Annotated in this window: 14 protein-coding genes; 7 read left to right on the plus strand and 7 right to left on the minus strand. The window is 65.1% G+C overall.

What is annotated here, in order from left to right; all coding sequences use genetic code 11:
- Positions 1–61 precede the first annotated feature (61 nt).
- The gene (locus IVB48_RS10445) at positions 62–328 is read left to right on the plus strand and encodes a hypothetical protein (RefSeq protein WP_007594892.1); all 267 of its coding nucleotides are present in this window, start codon (positions 62–64) and stop codon (positions 326–328) included.
- A gap of 92 nt (positions 329–420) precedes the next feature.
- Here the strand turns inward: IVB48_RS10445 and IVB48_RS10450 are convergent, their stop codons facing one another.
- The 5 genes from IVB48_RS10450 to IVB48_RS10470 all read right to left on the minus strand — a co-directional run bounded on the left by IVB48_RS10450 (position 421) and on the right by IVB48_RS10470 (position 4,548).
- On the minus strand, positions 421–738 hold the full coding sequence (locus IVB48_RS10450) for a cupredoxin domain-containing protein (protein ID WP_247291135.1): 318 nt from the start codon (positions 736–738) through the stop codon (positions 421–423).
- A gap of 10 nt (positions 739–748) precedes the next feature.
- On the minus strand, positions 749–1,282 hold the full coding sequence (locus IVB48_RS10455; RefSeq protein WP_247291137.1) for a DUF4142 domain-containing protein: 534 nt from the start codon (positions 1,280–1,282) through the stop codon (positions 749–751).
- Positions 1,283–1,373: 91 nt separating this feature from the next.
- Positions 1,374–2,078, minus strand: coding sequence for an RNA polymerase sigma factor (locus IVB48_RS10460; protein ID WP_247399818.1), 705 nt, complete (start codon positions 2,076–2,078; stop codon positions 1,374–1,376).
- An 87-nt stretch (positions 2,079–2,165) separates the two neighbouring features.
- Complete coding sequence (locus IVB48_RS10465) at positions 2,166–3,035, minus strand: sulfurtransferase (protein WP_247399819.1); 870 nt, start codon at positions 3,033–3,035, stop codon at positions 2,166–2,168.
- Positions 3,036–3,213: 178 nt separating this feature from the next.
- Complete coding sequence (locus IVB48_RS10470; RefSeq protein ID WP_247399820.1) at positions 3,214–4,548, minus strand: dihydroorotase; 1,335 nt, start codon at positions 4,546–4,548, stop codon at positions 3,214–3,216.
- Positions 4,549–4,649: 101 nt separating this feature from the next.
- Here IVB48_RS10470 and IVB48_RS10475 point away from each other — a divergent pair, with 101 nt between their 5' ends.
- The 6 genes from IVB48_RS10475 to IVB48_RS10500 all read left to right on the plus strand — a co-directional run bounded on the left by IVB48_RS10475 (position 4,650) and on the right by IVB48_RS10500 (position 11,146).
- Positions 4,650–5,531 carry a folate-binding protein gene (locus tag IVB48_RS10475; RefSeq protein ID WP_247399821.1) on the plus strand — a complete coding sequence of 294 codons (882 nt, stop codon included), beginning with the start codon at positions 4,650–4,652 and terminating at the stop codon, positions 5,529–5,531.
- Positions 5,528–6,154, plus strand: coding sequence for a DNA-3-methyladenine glycosylase I (locus IVB48_RS10480; protein ID WP_027568635.1), 627 nt, complete (start codon positions 5,528–5,530; stop codon positions 6,152–6,154). Before IVB48_RS10475 ends, IVB48_RS10480 begins: the two co-directional genes overlap by 4 nt.
- Positions 6,151–6,765, plus strand: a complete 615-nt coding sequence (locus tag IVB48_RS10485) for an HD family hydrolase (RefSeq protein WP_247399823.1) — start codon at positions 6,151–6,153, stop codon at positions 6,763–6,765. Before IVB48_RS10480 ends, IVB48_RS10485 begins: the two co-directional genes overlap by 4 nt.
- A 131-nt stretch (positions 6,766–6,896) precedes the next feature.
- Positions 6,897–7,403 (plus strand): protein-tyrosine phosphatase family protein, encoded by a 507-nt coding sequence (locus IVB48_RS10490; RefSeq protein WP_027568633.1) that lies wholly within the window; start codon positions 6,897–6,899, stop codon positions 7,401–7,403.
- Between the two features lie 19 nt (positions 7,404–7,422).
- Positions 7,423–8,391 (plus strand): NAD regulator, encoded by a 969-nt coding sequence (locus IVB48_RS10495; RefSeq protein ID WP_027568632.1) that lies wholly within the window; start codon positions 7,423–7,425, stop codon positions 8,389–8,391.
- 49 nt (positions 8,392–8,440) lie between these two features.
- Positions 8,441–11,146 carry a DUF2339 domain-containing protein gene (locus tag IVB48_RS10500; protein ID WP_247399825.1) on the plus strand — a complete coding sequence of 902 codons (2,706 nt, stop codon included), beginning with the start codon at positions 8,441–8,443 and terminating at the stop codon, positions 11,144–11,146.
- 3 nt (positions 11,147–11,149) lie between these two features.
- Here IVB48_RS10500 and IVB48_RS10505 read toward each other — a convergent pair whose 3' ends face one another.
- Positions 11,150–12,838 (minus strand): methyl-accepting chemotaxis protein, encoded by a 1,689-nt coding sequence (locus tag IVB48_RS10505; RefSeq protein WP_247399827.1) that lies wholly within the window; start codon positions 12,836–12,838, stop codon positions 11,150–11,152.
- Between the two features lie 279 nt (positions 12,839–13,117).
- Complete coding sequence (locus IVB48_RS10510) at positions 13,118–15,088, minus strand: HAMP domain-containing methyl-accepting chemotaxis protein (protein WP_247399829.1); 1,971 nt, start codon at positions 15,086–15,088, stop codon at positions 13,118–13,120.
- Between the last annotated feature and the right edge of the window lie 9 nt (positions 15,089–15,097).

The raw sequence follows: 15,097 nt of genomic DNA on the forward strand, positions 1-15,097 counted from the left end.
CGTGCTACACCTCTCGCACAGCGCATCGCCGTGGATCGCGCCCCAGCCCTGATCGAGTTTCATGAGCCATCCAGTGTCCTACGCCCCCGCACGCGCGCCGCTGCCCGATCACGAGCAGAAGCAGGCCGCACTGAGCTATCTCAATGAGGCCTGGGCCGAAGCGCGCCATGATGGCGTCGACGGCGACTGCCTGGCGCAGGCGAGCCTGTTTGCGGCCCTTGCCGAGCTCGTCGGCACCTATGGCGAGGACGCGGTGGCGAAGTTCGTCGAAGGCTTTCCCGGCCGCATCCGCAACGGCGAATTCTCGGTCGACATTTCCAGACAGTAAGTCTTCCTCGAGGCAGTAAGCCTTGCCGAAAATGCCCCCGCCACGCGGGCGGGGCCAGTTTCCGCTGCCGTCAGGAATACGCTCCCCAGCGGTTACGGCTCGATCTTGAGCGTCGCTTTCATGTTGGGATGATAGCGGCAGTAATAATCGACCGTGCCTGCCTTCTTGAGAACCAACGTCCCTGATTTTTTCGCAGGCAGGTTGACGTCGAAATCGCCGTTCTTGGCAGTCGCGGTGTGGGCGAAGACGTCCTTGTTGATCCATTCAATGGTGTCGCCGACCTTGGCCGAAGCGTCTTTCGGCGACACTTCGAGATTCTCCATCGTGATCTCGATGGTCGCAGCGTGCGCCGGGACGGCCAACGCCACGAGCAGGACCGCTGACACGATCGCAAACAATCGTCCCGGCATCATTGCCTCCCTATTTCAGCTCCGCCGCGACATGCTCGGCATGCTGCTGATGCCCCTGGAAGATTTTCAGGCCGGTCTGCAGCAGGCTCTTCAGCTCGGCATTGCTGGCGGATGGAATGAGCTGGGTTTCCAGCGCGCCGTTGACCGTCTTGTGGTAGGCGACCTCGTTTGCGACATAGGCCTTGTCGAAGGCCGCACCATTTAGCTTGTCGAGTTCGGCGAGCTTATCGCTCGCCTGCTTTGACAGCGCCTTGCTGGTGTCGTTGTCTTCAGGCGTGACGTTCAGCTTCTTGACCAGCGCGAGCGCCTGCTTGTTGACGGCCTCATGGTCGCGCAGCATGTCCTCGGCAAATGCCTTCACGTCCTTGTTCTTGGCCTTCTTCTGCGCCTGCTTGGCTGCGTTGATGTCGATCACGCCTGCGGTGTAGGCGATGTGGGCGATCTGCGGATCGGTCGGCTTGTCGGCTGCTCTGGCGTCTTGCAGCAGCGCAGGGCTCGACAACAAAATTGCAGCGGCGATCGCCGCGCTCCAACGAACGAACATGGTTTGACACTCCTGTGGTGCCGGACGCTTTGCCGGCGCGTTGCTTCACAGGCGTTGGATGGAATTCTCGCGCGAACGTTCCCGAAAAACTTCAGCCGCCGATGCCGAGCCGCTTCAGCACTGACACGGTCAGCCGCTCGCAGCGCCACCCGGCGAACGGGAACGCATCCATCACCACCGGACCGATCTCCTTCTCGACGTTCTCGCGCAGCATGGTCCGCGCACGGTGCAGCCGCGTCTTCACGGTTTCGGGCTTGACGCCGAGCAGTTCGGCGGTCTCCTCGATGTTCATGCCTTCCATGACGCGTGCGACGAAGACCATGCGGAAGACATCCGGTAATTCATCGATGGCGCGCTCGACGACGCGCTGGATTTCACGTTGGGCCATGGTCCTTTCCGGATCGCCTGCGGGAGAAGCGGGAAATTTGATGATTTGCGCCTCGAGCATCGCTTCAGGCACCGAGCCGAGTTCGACATGCGGCCTGGCGCTTCGCGCCCGGCCAAGCGCCTCGTTGATGGCGATGCGCGACAGCCAGGTCGATAGCCCGGACTCGCCGCGGAAGCCGTCGAGATGGGTGAAGGCGCGGACATAGGTTTCCTGAACGACATCCTCGGCTTCGCTGTCGCTGCGCAGAATTCCGCGCGCCAGACGATAGAGCCTGCGATTGTTGGCCTGCATGATCTCGCGCAACGCGGCCTCGTCACGGCCCCGCGCCCGCTTGACCAGTTCGGCTTCCAAGGTCCGGATTTCCGATGTTTTGGCGCCGGCGGATAGGCCGGCTGCGGTCCGTGGCATGGCGGTCACCTGCTCGATTGGCTTCGTCCGGACATTGGATGCCGCCCCAAGGGAAAGGTTCCCAACTTTCTAGCCTCCCCCGAAGGCCTAATCCGTCTCGATCGGGAGCGCCGGATCCCTCGCCCACTCGCCCATCGAGGCATCGTACAGCGTCAGCCTGTCGTAACCGAGCTGCGTCAGCAACAGCAGGTCGATCGTCGCCGAGATGCCGCCGCCACAATAGCAGATCAAATGCTTGTCGCGGGTGACGCCTGCCGCGGCGAATTTGGCTTCGGCATCGGCGAGCGAGGTCAGAGTCTTGTCGGCATTGACGAGCGTTGCCGCTGATACGTTGACGCTGCCGGGAATGCGGCCGGGCCGCCCGTAGCGACTCGGCTCGAGGCCGCGATGAAATTGTGGACCGAGCGCGTTGACGATAACAGTCGTGGGATCGCCGAGCCGTGCCTTCACTGTATTCTTGTCGACGAAGAAATCCGCGCGCGGTGTGGCCTTGAAGATCGTGGCCGGATAGCCCTTCGGGGCGCCTATTACGACCGGCCGTCCCTCGTCCTTCCATTTGTCGAGGCCGCCATCGAGCACCCGCGCGTCGACGCCGAGCGAGCGCAGCATCCACCAGAACCGCGTCGACCACATCATGGTGCCGATGCTGTAGAGGACGACCGACTTGGATGCATCGAGGCCGTGGCGGCCGAAGGCGGCCTCCAACTGGGCCACATCAGGCATCATGAAGAATTGCTGCGCGGAGAAGTCAGAGAACTCGCCTTGCAGATCGAGAAAATCGGCGCCCGGGATGTGGCCCGCCTCGAACGTCTTGTCGCCGGGCACCGCGCGATAGGGCACGTCGCTGCCCGGCGGCACCGGCTCGTTGTAGGTCGTGCAGTCGTAGAGGCGCAGGTTGGGATCGCCGAGCTGGGCTGCGAGTTGCTCGGTGGTGATGAGGGGTGTTGGTTGGGACATTCATTCCTCCCTCAGCGTCGTCCTGGCGAAAGCCAGGACCCATTACCACAAGATCAAATTGTGGCGCACACGTGTAGCCACTCATCTTCGCAACAAAATGCAGTCGGGATAATGGGTCCTGGCTTTCGCCAGGACGACACCGGGTATGTGGGAAGTTTGTGCCGCTTACCTGCAATCCCTACTGCTTCAACGTCTCCAGAAACCGCACCGGCTCACCTTGCGAGGCCGTCACCAGCTCGCCCTGCCACATCACGCGGCGGCCGCGGACGAAGGTGCCGACGGGCCAGCCGGTGACGCGGACGCCGTCATAGGGGGTCCAGCCGGCCTTGGACGCGACCCATTTGTTGGTGATGGTCTCGCTGCGCTTGAGATCGACGACAGTGAAGTCGGCGTCATAGCCGGCGGCGATGCGGCCCTTGCAGGCCATATTGTAGAGGCGCGCGGGGCCGGCGCTGGTGAGATCGACGAACCTTGCCAACGACAGCCGGCCGGCATTGACGTGGTCGAGCATGAGCGGCACCAGCGTCTGCACACCGGTCATACCGGAGGGCGAGGCCGGATAGGTCTTCTGTTTCTCTTCAAGCGTATGCGGGGCGTGGTCCGAGCCGAGCACGTCGATGATGCCCTGCTCGATGCCGCGCCAGATCCCGGCGCGGTGATCGGCGCCGCGCACGGGCGGGTTCATCTGCGCCAGCGTGCCGAGCCGCTCGTAGCATTCGGGCGCGACCAGCGTGAGATGATGCGGCGTCGCCTCGCAGGACGCGACATCCTTGTGGTCGCGCAAAAATTCGATCTCTTCCTTGGTCGAGATGTGCAGCACGTGGATGCGCTTGCCGGTCTCGTGCGCGAGCTTGACCAGCCGCTGCGTCGCCATCAGCGCCGCGGTCTCGTCGCGCCACACCGGGTGCGAACGCGTGTCGCCCTCGATGCGCAGCGGCTTGCGTTCATTAAGACGGTATTCGTCCTCGGCGTGGAACGCGGCGCGGCGGCGGATCACCTGGAAGATGCGGCGCAGGCTCTCGTCGTCCTCCACCAAGAGCGCGCCGGTCGAGGAGCCGATGAACACTTTGACGCCGGCGCAACCTGGCGCCCGCTCCAACACCGGCAGATCCTGCACATTCTCGCGGGTGCCGCCGATGAAGAAGGCGAAGTCGCAATGCATGCGGTGATGGGCGCGCTTCACCTTGTCGGTGAAGGTGGCCTCGGTCACGGTCAATGGCGAGGTGTTCGGCATCTCGAACACGGCGGTGACGCCGCCCATCACGGCGCTGCGCGAGCCGGTCTCGAGGTCTTCCTTCTGCTCCAGCCCGGGCTCGCGGAAATGCACCTGGGTGTCCATCACGCCGGGCAGGATGTGCAGGCCCTTGCAGTCGATCACCTCGGCGGCGGAAGCCTGCGACAGCGCGCCGATCTCGGCAATGCGACCGTTGACGACGCCGATATCGCGGGCTCCCTCGCCGTCCTGGTTGACGACAGTGCCGCCCTTGAGGATCCCGTCGAAACGCTGGGTCATGGCTGAAGGCCTCTCTCGTCCCCAAGCGCAGGGCTTGAGGTCTTGTCGTTTTTGCCTTGCGGGCTTACGTTCCAGAGCAACATGTCGCAAGAGATTTTCGTATGAAATCAGCGTTTCTTCCGGACCGGGGCGTGATCAAGGTCGCGGGCGAGGATGCGCGCAACTTCCTCAATGGCCTCGTCACGACCGATGTCGACAAGCTGAAACCGGGCCTGGGCCGATTCGGCGCGCTGCTGACGCCGCAGGGCAAGATCATTGTGGATTTCCTGATCACGGAAGCACCTGCCGGCCATGGCGGCGGGTTCCTGATCGATTGCCCGAAGCCGCTTGCCGACGGCCTCGCCACCAAGCTGAAATTCTACAAGCTGCGCGCCAAGGTCACGGTGGAAAAGCTGTCTGAGGATCTCGGCGTGCTCGCGGCCTGGGGCGGCAAGCCCGCGGCCCAGCCCGACCTCGCCTTCACCGATCCGCGCAATGAGGACCTCGGCACCCGCATCCTGATTCCCGAAGATCTCAAACAGAAGCTGTCCGATCTGATCGGCGCCGAGATGGTCGACGCCGCCGCCTACGAGGCCCACCGCATCGCGCTCGGCGTGCCGCGCGGCGGGCTCGATTTCACGTACAGCGATGCGTTCCCGCACGAGACCAACATGGACCGCCTTTCCGGCGTCGATTTCGACAAGGGCTGCTATGTCGGCCAGGAGGTCGTCTCGCGCATGCAGCATCGCGGCACCGCGCGCACCCGTAGCGTCAAGGTGCTGCTCGAGGACTCCTCGCCCGAGCCCGGCGTCAGCGTTCTCGCCGGCGACAAGCCGGTCGGCACGATGGGCTCGTCGGCGCAGGGCAAGGGTATCGCGCTGGTGCGCATCGACCGCGTCGCTGATGCGCTCGATGCAGGACAGGCGCTGACTGCCGGTGGCCTCGCTGTGAGGCTTGCGGAACCAGACGTCGTGCGCATTCCAACGAAGCAACCCATCGCATGAGCCGTGCTCCCCGCCTGCATCCCGACGGAAAGACGCGTTGCCCCTGGCCCGGCGAAGATCCGCTCTACGTCGCCTATCACGACACCGAATGGGGCGTGCCGGAATACGACGACCGCGCGCTCTATGAGAAGCTGATCCTCGACGGTTTCCAGGCCGGCCTGTCCTGGATCACGATCCTGCGCAAGCGCGACAATTTCCGCAAAGCCTTCGACGATTTCCAGCCGGAAAAGATCGCACGCTACAACGAGAAGAAAGTTCACGCGCTGATGAACGATGCCGGCATCGTGCGCAACAAGGCCAAGATCGACGGCGCGATATCGAGCGCGAAATCCTATCTCGACATCATGGAGAAGGGCCCCGGCTTCTCGAGATTCCTGTGGGACTTCATGGACGGAAAGCCCAAGGTCAATCATTTCAAGACCACCGCGAGCGTGCCGGCCTCGACGCCGCTCTCCATGCAGATCTCCAAGGAGCTGTCCTCGCGCGGCTTCAAGTTCGTCGGCCCGACCATCGTCTATGCCTTCATGGAGGCGACCGGCATGGTCAACGATCATCTCGTCGACTGCCATTGTCACGCGAGCTGCGGCAAGTCGCAGCGCAAGCCGCGCCTCAAAGCCAAATGACGGCCAGGAAATCGTCACGCGATGTGGCGTCTCGTGCCTGGCAGCGCATGCTGTCGGGCCGGCGGCTCGATTTGCTCGATCCCTCGCCACTCGACATCGAGATTGCCGACGTCGCGCATGGGCTGGCGCGTGTCGCCCGCTGGAATGGCCAAACCATCGGCGCACACATCTTCTCGGTCGCGCAGCATACGCTGCTGGTCGAAACCGTGATGCGGCACGAGAACCCCCGCGTGGATCAGCGCATGCGGCTTGCCGCGCTGCTGCATGACGCGCCCGAATATGTGATCGGCGACATGATTTCACCGTTCAAGGCCGTGCTCGACGGTCATTACAAAGCGGTCGAGAAACGCCTTCTCGGCGCCATCCACATCCGCTTTGGCCTGCCGCCGGTGCTGCCGGACGATATCACGCTGGCGATCAAGGCAGCGGATCATGGCGCGGCCTATCTGGAGGCGACCGCGCTTGCCGGATTCAGTGAAAGCGAGGCCAAGCGCCTGTTCGGCAAGGACCCCGGCCTGTCCGACAGCGTCCGGCGCGACTATCTCACCCCCTGGACGGCTGCCCGGGCCGAGAAGCAGTTTCTGGAGCGGTTTGGCGCCGTATTTGCGTAGGTCCTGCAGGGCGGGCAATAGGGCCCTTGCGCCGCCCCCACTGATTTTGCGCAATGAGACGAAAGTGGTGGGTACGCTTCGCTTTGCCCACCCCGCCAACGCTCGCTATAATCCGCGGAAAAAGGTCCGCCATGATCCATGTCTGTTCTCTCGCCGCCCTTCCCGAAACCGTCCGCCTCACCAAGGCCAGCCACGTGCTGACCGTGATGGCCAATGTCGAGCAGGTGGCCCGGCCGGTGTCGGTGCTGCCGGCCAACCATCTCAAGGTATCGATGGACGACATCACCGAGGAGATGGACGGCTTCGTCGCGCCATCGGAAACGCATATCGAGCAGGTGCTGAACTTCGTGCGCGGCTGGGACCGCGACGCGCCGCTGGTGGTGCATTGCTATGCTGGCATCAGCCGCTCCACCGCGAGCGCCTTTGCCGCCGTGTGCGCACTCAATCCGGATCGCGACGAGACCGAGATCGCGAAGAAGATCCGGGCAGCTTCCCCGATCGCCTCGCCGAACCGCCGCATCGTCGGCCTTGCCGACCGTGCGCTGGGCCGCAACGGCCGCATGCTGCGCGCACTCGACGAGATGGGCCCGGGCGCGATGATGGTCGAGGGCCGCCCCTTCGTGATCGAGCTCGAATGACAGTTGCGATCGCCATCGCATGAGCGAAAAGCTGCTGACGCCGATCGAGATCGGCCTGACTGCCGCGATCGTCGCGATCGAGGATCACGAGCCGCTGATCCTCACCGCGCGCGACAGTGACGGACTGGCGGGCCTGCCGTTCGGCCCGTTCGATGCGCCGAGCCATCGCACTTTCGAGATCGGCCTGCGGGCCTGGGTCGAGGAACAGACGGGGCTGCGGCTCGGCTATGTCGAACAGCTCTACACGTTTGGCGATCGCGGCCGGCATGCCGAGGCCGGCGACACCGGCGCGCACATGGTGTCGATCGGCTATCTCGCACTGACGCGCGCCATCGGCGGCGAACTGGCAGCCACGAGTGCGAGCTTCGCGCCATGGTATCGCTTCCTGCCTTGGGAGGACCGGCGAGAGGGCCCGCCCGCGATCATCGCGGACGATATCATCCCGGCATTGACCGAGTGGGCCGAAGAGGAGACGCCGGAGACGACGCGCGCATTGCCGCGCAAGGATCGGGTGCGGTTCTATTTCGGTCTGGACGGCGCGTCCTGGGACGAGGAGCGCGTGCTCGACCGCTACGAGCTCCTGTATGAGGCCGGGCTGGTCGAGGAAGCACGGCGCGACGGCCGCCCTGCGGCATTAGCGCGCAAGGCCCTGTCCGCGCTCGGCACATCCATGCGCTTCGACCACCGCCGGATTCTTGCGACAGCGATCGCGCGACTGCGTGCCAAACTGAAGTATCGTCCTGTGGTCTTTGAACTTTTGCCCGCCGAGTTCACACTCACCGAATTGCAGTATACGGTGGAGGCGATCTCCGGCCGACACCTGCACAAACAAAATTTCCGCCGCCTGGTCGAAATGGAAGCCCTGGTCGAACCGACCGGGGTGATGTCGACACAGACGGGCGGACGTCCGGCGGCGCTCTACCGCTTCCGTCGCGACGTGCTCCAGGAGCGGCCCGCGCCGGGCTTGCGCGTACGCTCCCGGCGCTAACCCGATATATGTGTGATCGGCCCCTGCCCGCCGATTGCCTGGAGGCTTTATGTCTGACGGCCCGTTTGACGTCTTCGCGCTGATCATTGCGGTCATCGCTTTCATCATCGCGATTAAGGCCTCCAGCCAAGCGTCTGAGCTGCGACGACGGCTAAGCTCGCTCGAAGAGACGTTCCACGCGCAACGGCCCGTGCAGCCGCCGCGGATCCCGGCAGATGTGTGGGCTGAAGCGTCCGCGACGACTTCCGCAGCGCCGCCGCCACTTGTGCCCCAAGCCGAACCGGGAGCCGAGGCGCCGCCCCCGCTCGTCACCGAGGATGTTTCGCCGCCACCGCTCGCAGCGAACACCGAGGCCGACGCGCCGCCGCTGCCCGCACCCGCGCCCGGCTTCGAGGAACGGCTCGGCACGCGCTGGGTGGTGTGGATCGGCGGCCTTGCGCTCGCGCTCGGCGGCTTCTTCATGGTGCGCTATTCGATCGAGGCCGGCCTCGTCGGCCCCGGCGTGCGCGTGTTCCTTGGCGGCGTATTCGCGCTGGCGCTGCTCGGGGCCGGCGAATGGTCACGCCGCAAGGAGAGCATCTCCAATATCGCCGCGCTGCCGATCGCCAACATTCCCGCGATCCTCACCGCTGCCGGTACGGCGGTGGCATTTGCGACCATCTACGCGGCTTACGCGCTCTATGGCTTCCTCGTCCCCGCGACCGCCTTCGTGCTGCTCGGCCTCGTTGCGCTCGGCACGCTGGCCGCGGCGCTCTTGCACGGGCCCGCGCTCGCGGGCCTCGGCGTGGTCGGCGCGTTCGTGACGCCGATCCTCGTCTCCAGCGGCAAGCCGGACTATTGGGCGCTCTACATCTATCTCGCGATCGTCACCGCCGCGAGCTTCGGCCTCGCCCGTATCCGGTTGTGGCGCTGGCTTGCAGTCACCACCATCGCCTTCGCCGTACTCTGGATCTTCCCGGGGCTCGATACCAGCGACTTGCAGGTCGCGCCGCACGCTTTCCATGTGATCGCAGGCTTCGTTCTTGCCGCTCTTCTCGTGGTCTGCGGCTTCATGTTCGGCCCGACGATCGAGGACGGCGAGATCGAACCGGTCTCGTCGGGCTCGCTCGGTGCCTATCTGTTCGGCGCGATGCTGATCGTGCTGTCGAGCGCGCATGTGGACCTGGCGCTGATCGCCTTCGCGCTACTGGTCGGCGCGACGCTGCTTGTCGCTTGGCGCGCGCCGGCGGCCACCGGCGCGCTCGGCGCAGCCGCCGCGACCGTCTTCGTCGTGTTCGCCGAATGGGCGGTGCGCGCCAATCCCGACATGCTGGTGCTGCCGGGCGGCCCCATCGCCGGCATAGCACCGACGGCGACCGATAGCGCGGTGACGCTGCATCTGGTGATGGCGGCGATCTTCGCCGCCGGCTTCGGCATCGCGGGCTTTCTCGCGCAGGGCCGTTCGAACTCGGCGATCATTCCAGTGGTGTGGTCGGTCGCGGCTGTCGCGACGCCGATCGCGATCCTGGTCGCGCTCTACGCACGCATCGCGCATCTCGACCGCTCGATTCCGTTCGCCATCCTCGCGGTGCTGCTCGCCGCCGCCTTCGGCGCTGCCACCGAGGCGCTGGCGCGCCGCGAGACCCGGCCGGGCGCCATGATCTCCACGGCCTTGTTCGCGACCGGCACGCTCGGTGCGCTGGCGCTGGCGCTGACATTTGCGCTGGAGAAGGGCTGGCTCACGATAGCACTCGCGCTGATGTCGCTCGGCACCGCCTGGATCTCGATGCAGCGGCCGATCCCGTTCCTGCGCTGGCTGGCCGCGATCTTCGCAGGCCTCGTCACCGCACGGATCGGCTATGACCCCCGCATCGTCGGCGACGCCGTCGGAACCACGCCGATCTTCAACTGGCTGTTGTGGGGCTACGGACTGCCGGCGGCATCGTTCTGGGCGGCGAGCCTGTTCCTGCGCCGACGCGCCGACGACGCCCCGCTGCGCATGGTCGAGAGCGCCGCGATCCTGTTCACCGCGCTGCTTGCCTTCATGGAGATCCGCCATTTTGCGACCGGCGGCGACGTGACGTCGGCACCGTTGCTGCTCGAATGCGCGCTGCAGGCCTGCGTCGCGCTCGCCATGGCGATCGGGCTGGAGCGTCTGCGGCAGCGCAGCCGCAGCATCGTGCACAATGTCGGCGCGGTCGTGCTCACGGTGATCGGCGGGCTCGTCGGTGTGTTCGGCCTCCTGATCCTGGAGAACCCGCTGCTGTGGCGCACTGACGTTGGCGGCGCCGTGTTCAACCTGCTGCTGCTCGGCTACGCACTGCCAGCGGTGTTGATGCTGCTGCTGTCCTATGCCGTGGTTGGCGAACGCGGCAAGGCCTACGCCAACACGATTGCGGGCGGCGCGCTGCTGTTTGCGCTTGCCTATGTCACGCTGGAGATCCGCCGTTTCTATCACGGCCCGATCCTCTCCGCCGGGGCGACGACGGGCGCCGAGCAATATACCTATTCGATCGGCTGGCTCGGCTTCGGCGTGGTGCTGCTCGGCGTCGGCATTCTCGTCAATTCCGAGCGGGCGCGGCTGGCATCGGCCGTCGTGATCGCGTTGACGATCCTGAAGGCGTTCGTCATCGACATGTCGACGCTGACGGGCGTCTACCGCGCGCTGTCGTTCATGTGCCTCGGCATCGTGCTGGTCGCGATCGGCTGGCTCTACCAGCGCATCCTGTTCCGGCGGCAGGTCGCACCGCCGCCGGCTCCGCAGACGAGCATTTGAGGATCAGGCCGCGCGAACCGATTCCAGGAATTGCGCGACCTCGACCTTGAGACGGGTGCTGTCCGTCGCCAGCGATTTCGCCGCCGACAGTACCTCGGTGGAAGCCTCGCCAGTCTCGATCGCGCCGCGCTGCACGTTGGTGATGTTCGACGAGACCTCCTGCGTGCCGACCGAGGCCTGCTGCACGTTACGCGAGATTTCCTGCGTGGCGGCGCCCTGCTCCTCGACGGCAGCGGCAATGGCTGCAGCCACCTCGGACAGCCGCTCGATGGTGCCGCCGATCTCCTGGATGGCACTGACCGATTCCTGCGTCGCCGCCTGGATGCCCGCGACCTGCGCCCCGATCTCGCCCGTTGCTTTCGCAGTCTGCTCGGCCAATGCCTTGACCTCGGACGCGACGACCGCGAATCCGCGGCCCGCTTCGCCGGCACGTGCGGCCTCGATGGTCGCATTCAGCGCCAGCAGATTGGTCTGGCCCGCGATGGTGTTGATGAGCTCGACGACATCGCCGATGCGGGAGGCGGCCTGCGACAGCGCATTGACGCGGTCGTTGGTCCGCGTCGCCTGCTCGACGGCCTCAGCGGCCATTCGCGCCGAGTCCTGCACTCGGCGGCTGATCTCGGTGATGGAGGACGACAGCTCCTCCGAAGCGGATGCCACCGCCTGGACGTTGGTCGAGGCTTCCTCGGAGGCGGCCGCGACGACGGTCGCGAGTTCCTGTCCGCGCTGCGCGGTGTTGGTCAGCGTCGAGGCGGAGGCCTCGAGCTCGGTCGAGGCCGAGGACACGGTCCCGACCACCTCGCCGATCATGGCTTCGAATTTGCGGGTGATGGCGTCGACACGGCGGCCGCGTTCGATCTTGGCTTCGGCATCGCGCGCAGCGGCCTCGTCGGCGGCCTTCTTGGCGATCAGCGCCTCCTTGAAGATCTGCAGTGCATCCGCCATCGATCCGATCTCGGTCTTCTCGCCGCGATGCGGCACCTCGGCCGAAAGGTCGCCCTCGCCGAGCGACTGCATCGGGCGGATGATTGAGGCAATGCCACGAGAAACGTCGCGCACGAGATAATAGGCGGCGCCGATCGCGATCACGACCGAGAGCACGATGATGCCGACCAGCACGCGGAAGATCATCGCGTAGCTATCGGCGGCCTGCTTCGTCTCAAGCTCGGCGCCGCGGTTGTTGAGCTCGATGCCCTTCTGAAGCAGGGGGTCAGCGGCCTGGGCCATCTTCGCAACCTTGGTCTGCAGTAGCTCGTTGGCGTCGGCCGGGAAGCGGCCGACATTCTTGCGCGACAGCGCCATCACGTCCTGCACGCCGTTCAGATACTCGGCCCACGCCGTGCTCCATTGCCCATAGAGCGAGCGCTCTTCGGCGAAGGTGATCAGCGGCTCGTAGACCTTGCGCGTCTGGTCGATACGCGCCCGGAGCGAGGCGAGGCGCTTCTCGGCGGCGTCCTTCCCCTCAACGCTGTCCTGCATCAGATGCAGACGCAGCGCGACGCGCAGCTCGTTGATGTCGGCGCGAAGCGAGCCGAGCGCGCGCACGCTGGGCAGCCAGCTCTCCGCGATCTCGACCGTATGGGAATTGATGTTCTGCATGGTGCCGATCGCCGTCACGCCGACACCGGCGAGCGAAAGGACGAGGATCGACAGCACGGCCAGAAGCTTGAAGACGATGGACAATTTCGACATCACGACAAATCCCGATGTTCACGCAAACCACCTGCGCCGCAAATCGCCACGAAGATGGCGAGACGGAGGTCAGTTCAACAATGCTGGCTGGTTCTTATCCCGTGAGATTGCACCTATAGTCGCAAGTAGGCGTTAACAGGGACCTACGTAAAATTACGGGACACTTCCGACAGTCGCAATTTCTCTTGCAACCATCTGTTGCAGCTCGCAGCCACCTCATGCTGCCACGCGCAGCCGGTCCGCTTGCGCCGCAACAAGCGACCAACGCGGCAGCGGCTGTCACGCCGCCCGTACCGATTCAAGGAAGCGCGCGACCTCGCTCTTCAGCCGGTTGCTCTCCTGCGACAGCGATTGCGCAGCCGAATGCACCTGCGCCGAGGCGGCCCCGGTTTCGCCTGCGCCGCGCTGAACGTCGCCGATATTTGCCGAGACTTCCGAGGTGCCGTGCGCGGCGTGCTGGATGTTGCGGGAGATCTCCTGGGTAGCGGCGCCCTGCTCCTCGACCGCGGCGGCGATGGTCGACGAGATCTCCGACATCCGTGCGATGGTGTCGCCAATCTCCTTGATCGCACCGACCGAGTCTTGCGTCGCGGTCTGGATCGCACCGATGTGCTGGCTGATCTCGCCGGTCGCTTTCGCAGTCTGCTCGGCGAGCGCCTTCACTTCGGTCGCGACCACGGCAAAGCCCTTGCCGGCTTCGCCCGCCCGCGCCGCCTCGATCGTTGCATTCAGCGCCAGCAGATTGGTCTGGCTGGCGATGGTGTTGATCAGCTCGACCACGTCGCCGATGCGGGAGGCGGCCTTGGTCAGCTCGGCGACGCGCGCATTGGTGCGCTGGGCCTGCTCGACCGCGACATCGGCGACACGCGCCGATTCCTGCACCTGGCGGCTGATCTCGGAGATCGAGGAGGTCATTTCCTCGCTCGCTGAAGACACCGACTGCACGTTCGCGGAGGCCTCTTCGGAGGCGGCCGCCACGACGGTGGCAAGCCCGTTGCCGCGCTCGGCGGCCTGCGTCAGCGTGTTCGAAGATGCTTCGAGCTCGGTTGCAGCCGACGAAACAGTATCGATGATCTCGCCAACCGCGCCTTCGAAATTATCCGCGAGCCGGTGCATGTCGGCCTTGCGCTGCTGGTGCCCGCGCGCCTCGGCCTCGATCTGCTCGATGCGCAGCCGCTCGGCCTCCGCCATGCTGGTCCTGAACACCTCGACGGCGCCGGCCATCTCGCCGATCTCGTCCCTGCGCCCGACGCCGGGGACGGAAATCGAAAGCTCGCCGCGCGCAAGCCGCGTCATCGCACCGACCATGCCGGCAAGCGACTTCGAGATCGAACGCCCCAGAAGGAAGCCGACCGCGGCGAGCACGACGACGGTAACGCCGAAGGCGACCATCATCCACATGCGCACGGCATCGCGGGTCGCAGCTTCCGCGACGTCGGCCTTCCTGTAGAGGTCTTCGACTGTATTGCGCACCTCGATCATGCCCGGTTCTAACCCACGGAACGTTTTCATCATGCTGGCGTCGAGGGCCGCAGTTTGCTGCGCCGTCTCCACCCACGCCGTGAACTCGGACTGGTATTTCTGCAGCTTGGCTGTGATGTCGTTCATCACTACCGTAGGGATTGCGACGACCTCTATCGCCTTGGAGAACTCGACTGCGGCCTTCTTCATCTCGGCGATGTATTTTGGGTCGCGCCGCAGCATGAAGTCCTTCTCGTGCCGGCGCATCATCAGCATCCAGCTGGTGGACCTGGGATCGTCGATCTCCTTGAGCTTGGCCTCGATGTCGTGCACGGCGGCGCGGAGCGAGCCGGAGAGGCCCAGAGTCTCGTTTAGGCCGAGCCGGGTCTCCGCGGCGACCAATGCGCCGAAGTCCGACGCGTATCGCTTGAAGCCGTCCTGGGCCTGCTTCATCCGGTCGGACAGCGCGCCCAAGCCGCCGGCCGACATCAGCCGCTCCACCTCGTCGAAATCGCGATTGATCGGCCCGATCAATTCGGCATGGGCCTTGGCGTAGCTCTCGTTGCGGCGCTGCTGAAAGTTCTTCTCGTTGCGGCGGGCCTCCAGCATCTCGATGGAGAGCTGCTTGTCGAGGTCAGCGATCGCGCGAGCGCGGTTGGCGACGGCACGGGAGGCATCCTGGGAGAGGCTGCCGATCTGGTAGATCGAGCCAAAAGCGACGAGGCCGACGAGACCGAAAAGTCCGATCGCCATGACCTTGTGGGTGAGACGGATGGAAAGGCCGCTCATGAGTGTGCT

Origin of the sequence: Bradyrhizobium sp. 76 (genome assembly GCF_023073025.1) — a bacterium.
Lineage (GTDB): Bacteria > Pseudomonadota > Alphaproteobacteria > Rhizobiales > Xanthobacteraceae > Bradyrhizobium.

Coding starts and splice junctions, on each gene's coding strand:
- IVB48_RS10445 (WP_007594892.1), top strand. CDS start 62: ATGAGCCATCCAGTGTCCTACGCCCCCGCACGCGCGCCGCTGCCCGAT.
- IVB48_RS10450 (WP_247291135.1), bottom strand. CDS start 738: ATGCCGGGACGATTGTTTGCGATCGTGTCAGCGGTCCTGCTCGTGGCG.
- IVB48_RS10455 (WP_247291137.1), bottom strand. CDS start 1,282: ATGTTCGTTCGTTGGAGCGCGGCGATCGCCGCTGCAATTTTGTTGTCG.
- IVB48_RS10460 (WP_247399818.1), bottom strand. CDS start 2,078: ATGCCACGGACCGCAGCCGGCCTATCCGCCGGCGCCAAAACATCGGAA.
- IVB48_RS10465 (WP_247399819.1), bottom strand. CDS start 3,035: ATGTCCCAACCAACACCCCTCATCACCACCGAGCAACTCGCAGCCCAG.
- IVB48_RS10470 (WP_247399820.1), bottom strand. CDS start 4,548: ATGACCCAGCGTTTCGACGGGATCCTCAAGGGCGGCACTGTCGTCAAC.
- IVB48_RS10475 (WP_247399821.1), top strand. CDS start 4,650: ATGAAATCAGCGTTTCTTCCGGACCGGGGCGTGATCAAGGTCGCGGGC.
- IVB48_RS10480 (WP_027568635.1), top strand. CDS start 5,528: ATGAGCCGTGCTCCCCGCCTGCATCCCGACGGAAAGACGCGTTGCCCC.
- IVB48_RS10485 (WP_247399823.1), top strand. CDS start 6,151: ATGACGGCCAGGAAATCGTCACGCGATGTGGCGTCTCGTGCCTGGCAG.
- IVB48_RS10490 (WP_027568633.1), top strand. CDS start 6,897: ATGATCCATGTCTGTTCTCTCGCCGCCCTTCCCGAAACCGTCCGCCTC.
- IVB48_RS10495 (WP_027568632.1), top strand. CDS start 7,423: ATGAGCGAAAAGCTGCTGACGCCGATCGAGATCGGCCTGACTGCCGCG.
- IVB48_RS10500 (WP_247399825.1), top strand. CDS start 8,441: ATGTCTGACGGCCCGTTTGACGTCTTCGCGCTGATCATTGCGGTCATC.
- IVB48_RS10505 (WP_247399827.1), bottom strand. CDS start 12,838: ATGTCGAAATTGTCCATCGTCTTCAAGCTTCTGGCCGTGCTGTCGATC.
- IVB48_RS10510 (WP_247399829.1), bottom strand. CDS start 15,088: ATGAGCGGCCTTTCCATCCGTCTCACCCACAAGGTCATGGCGATCGGA.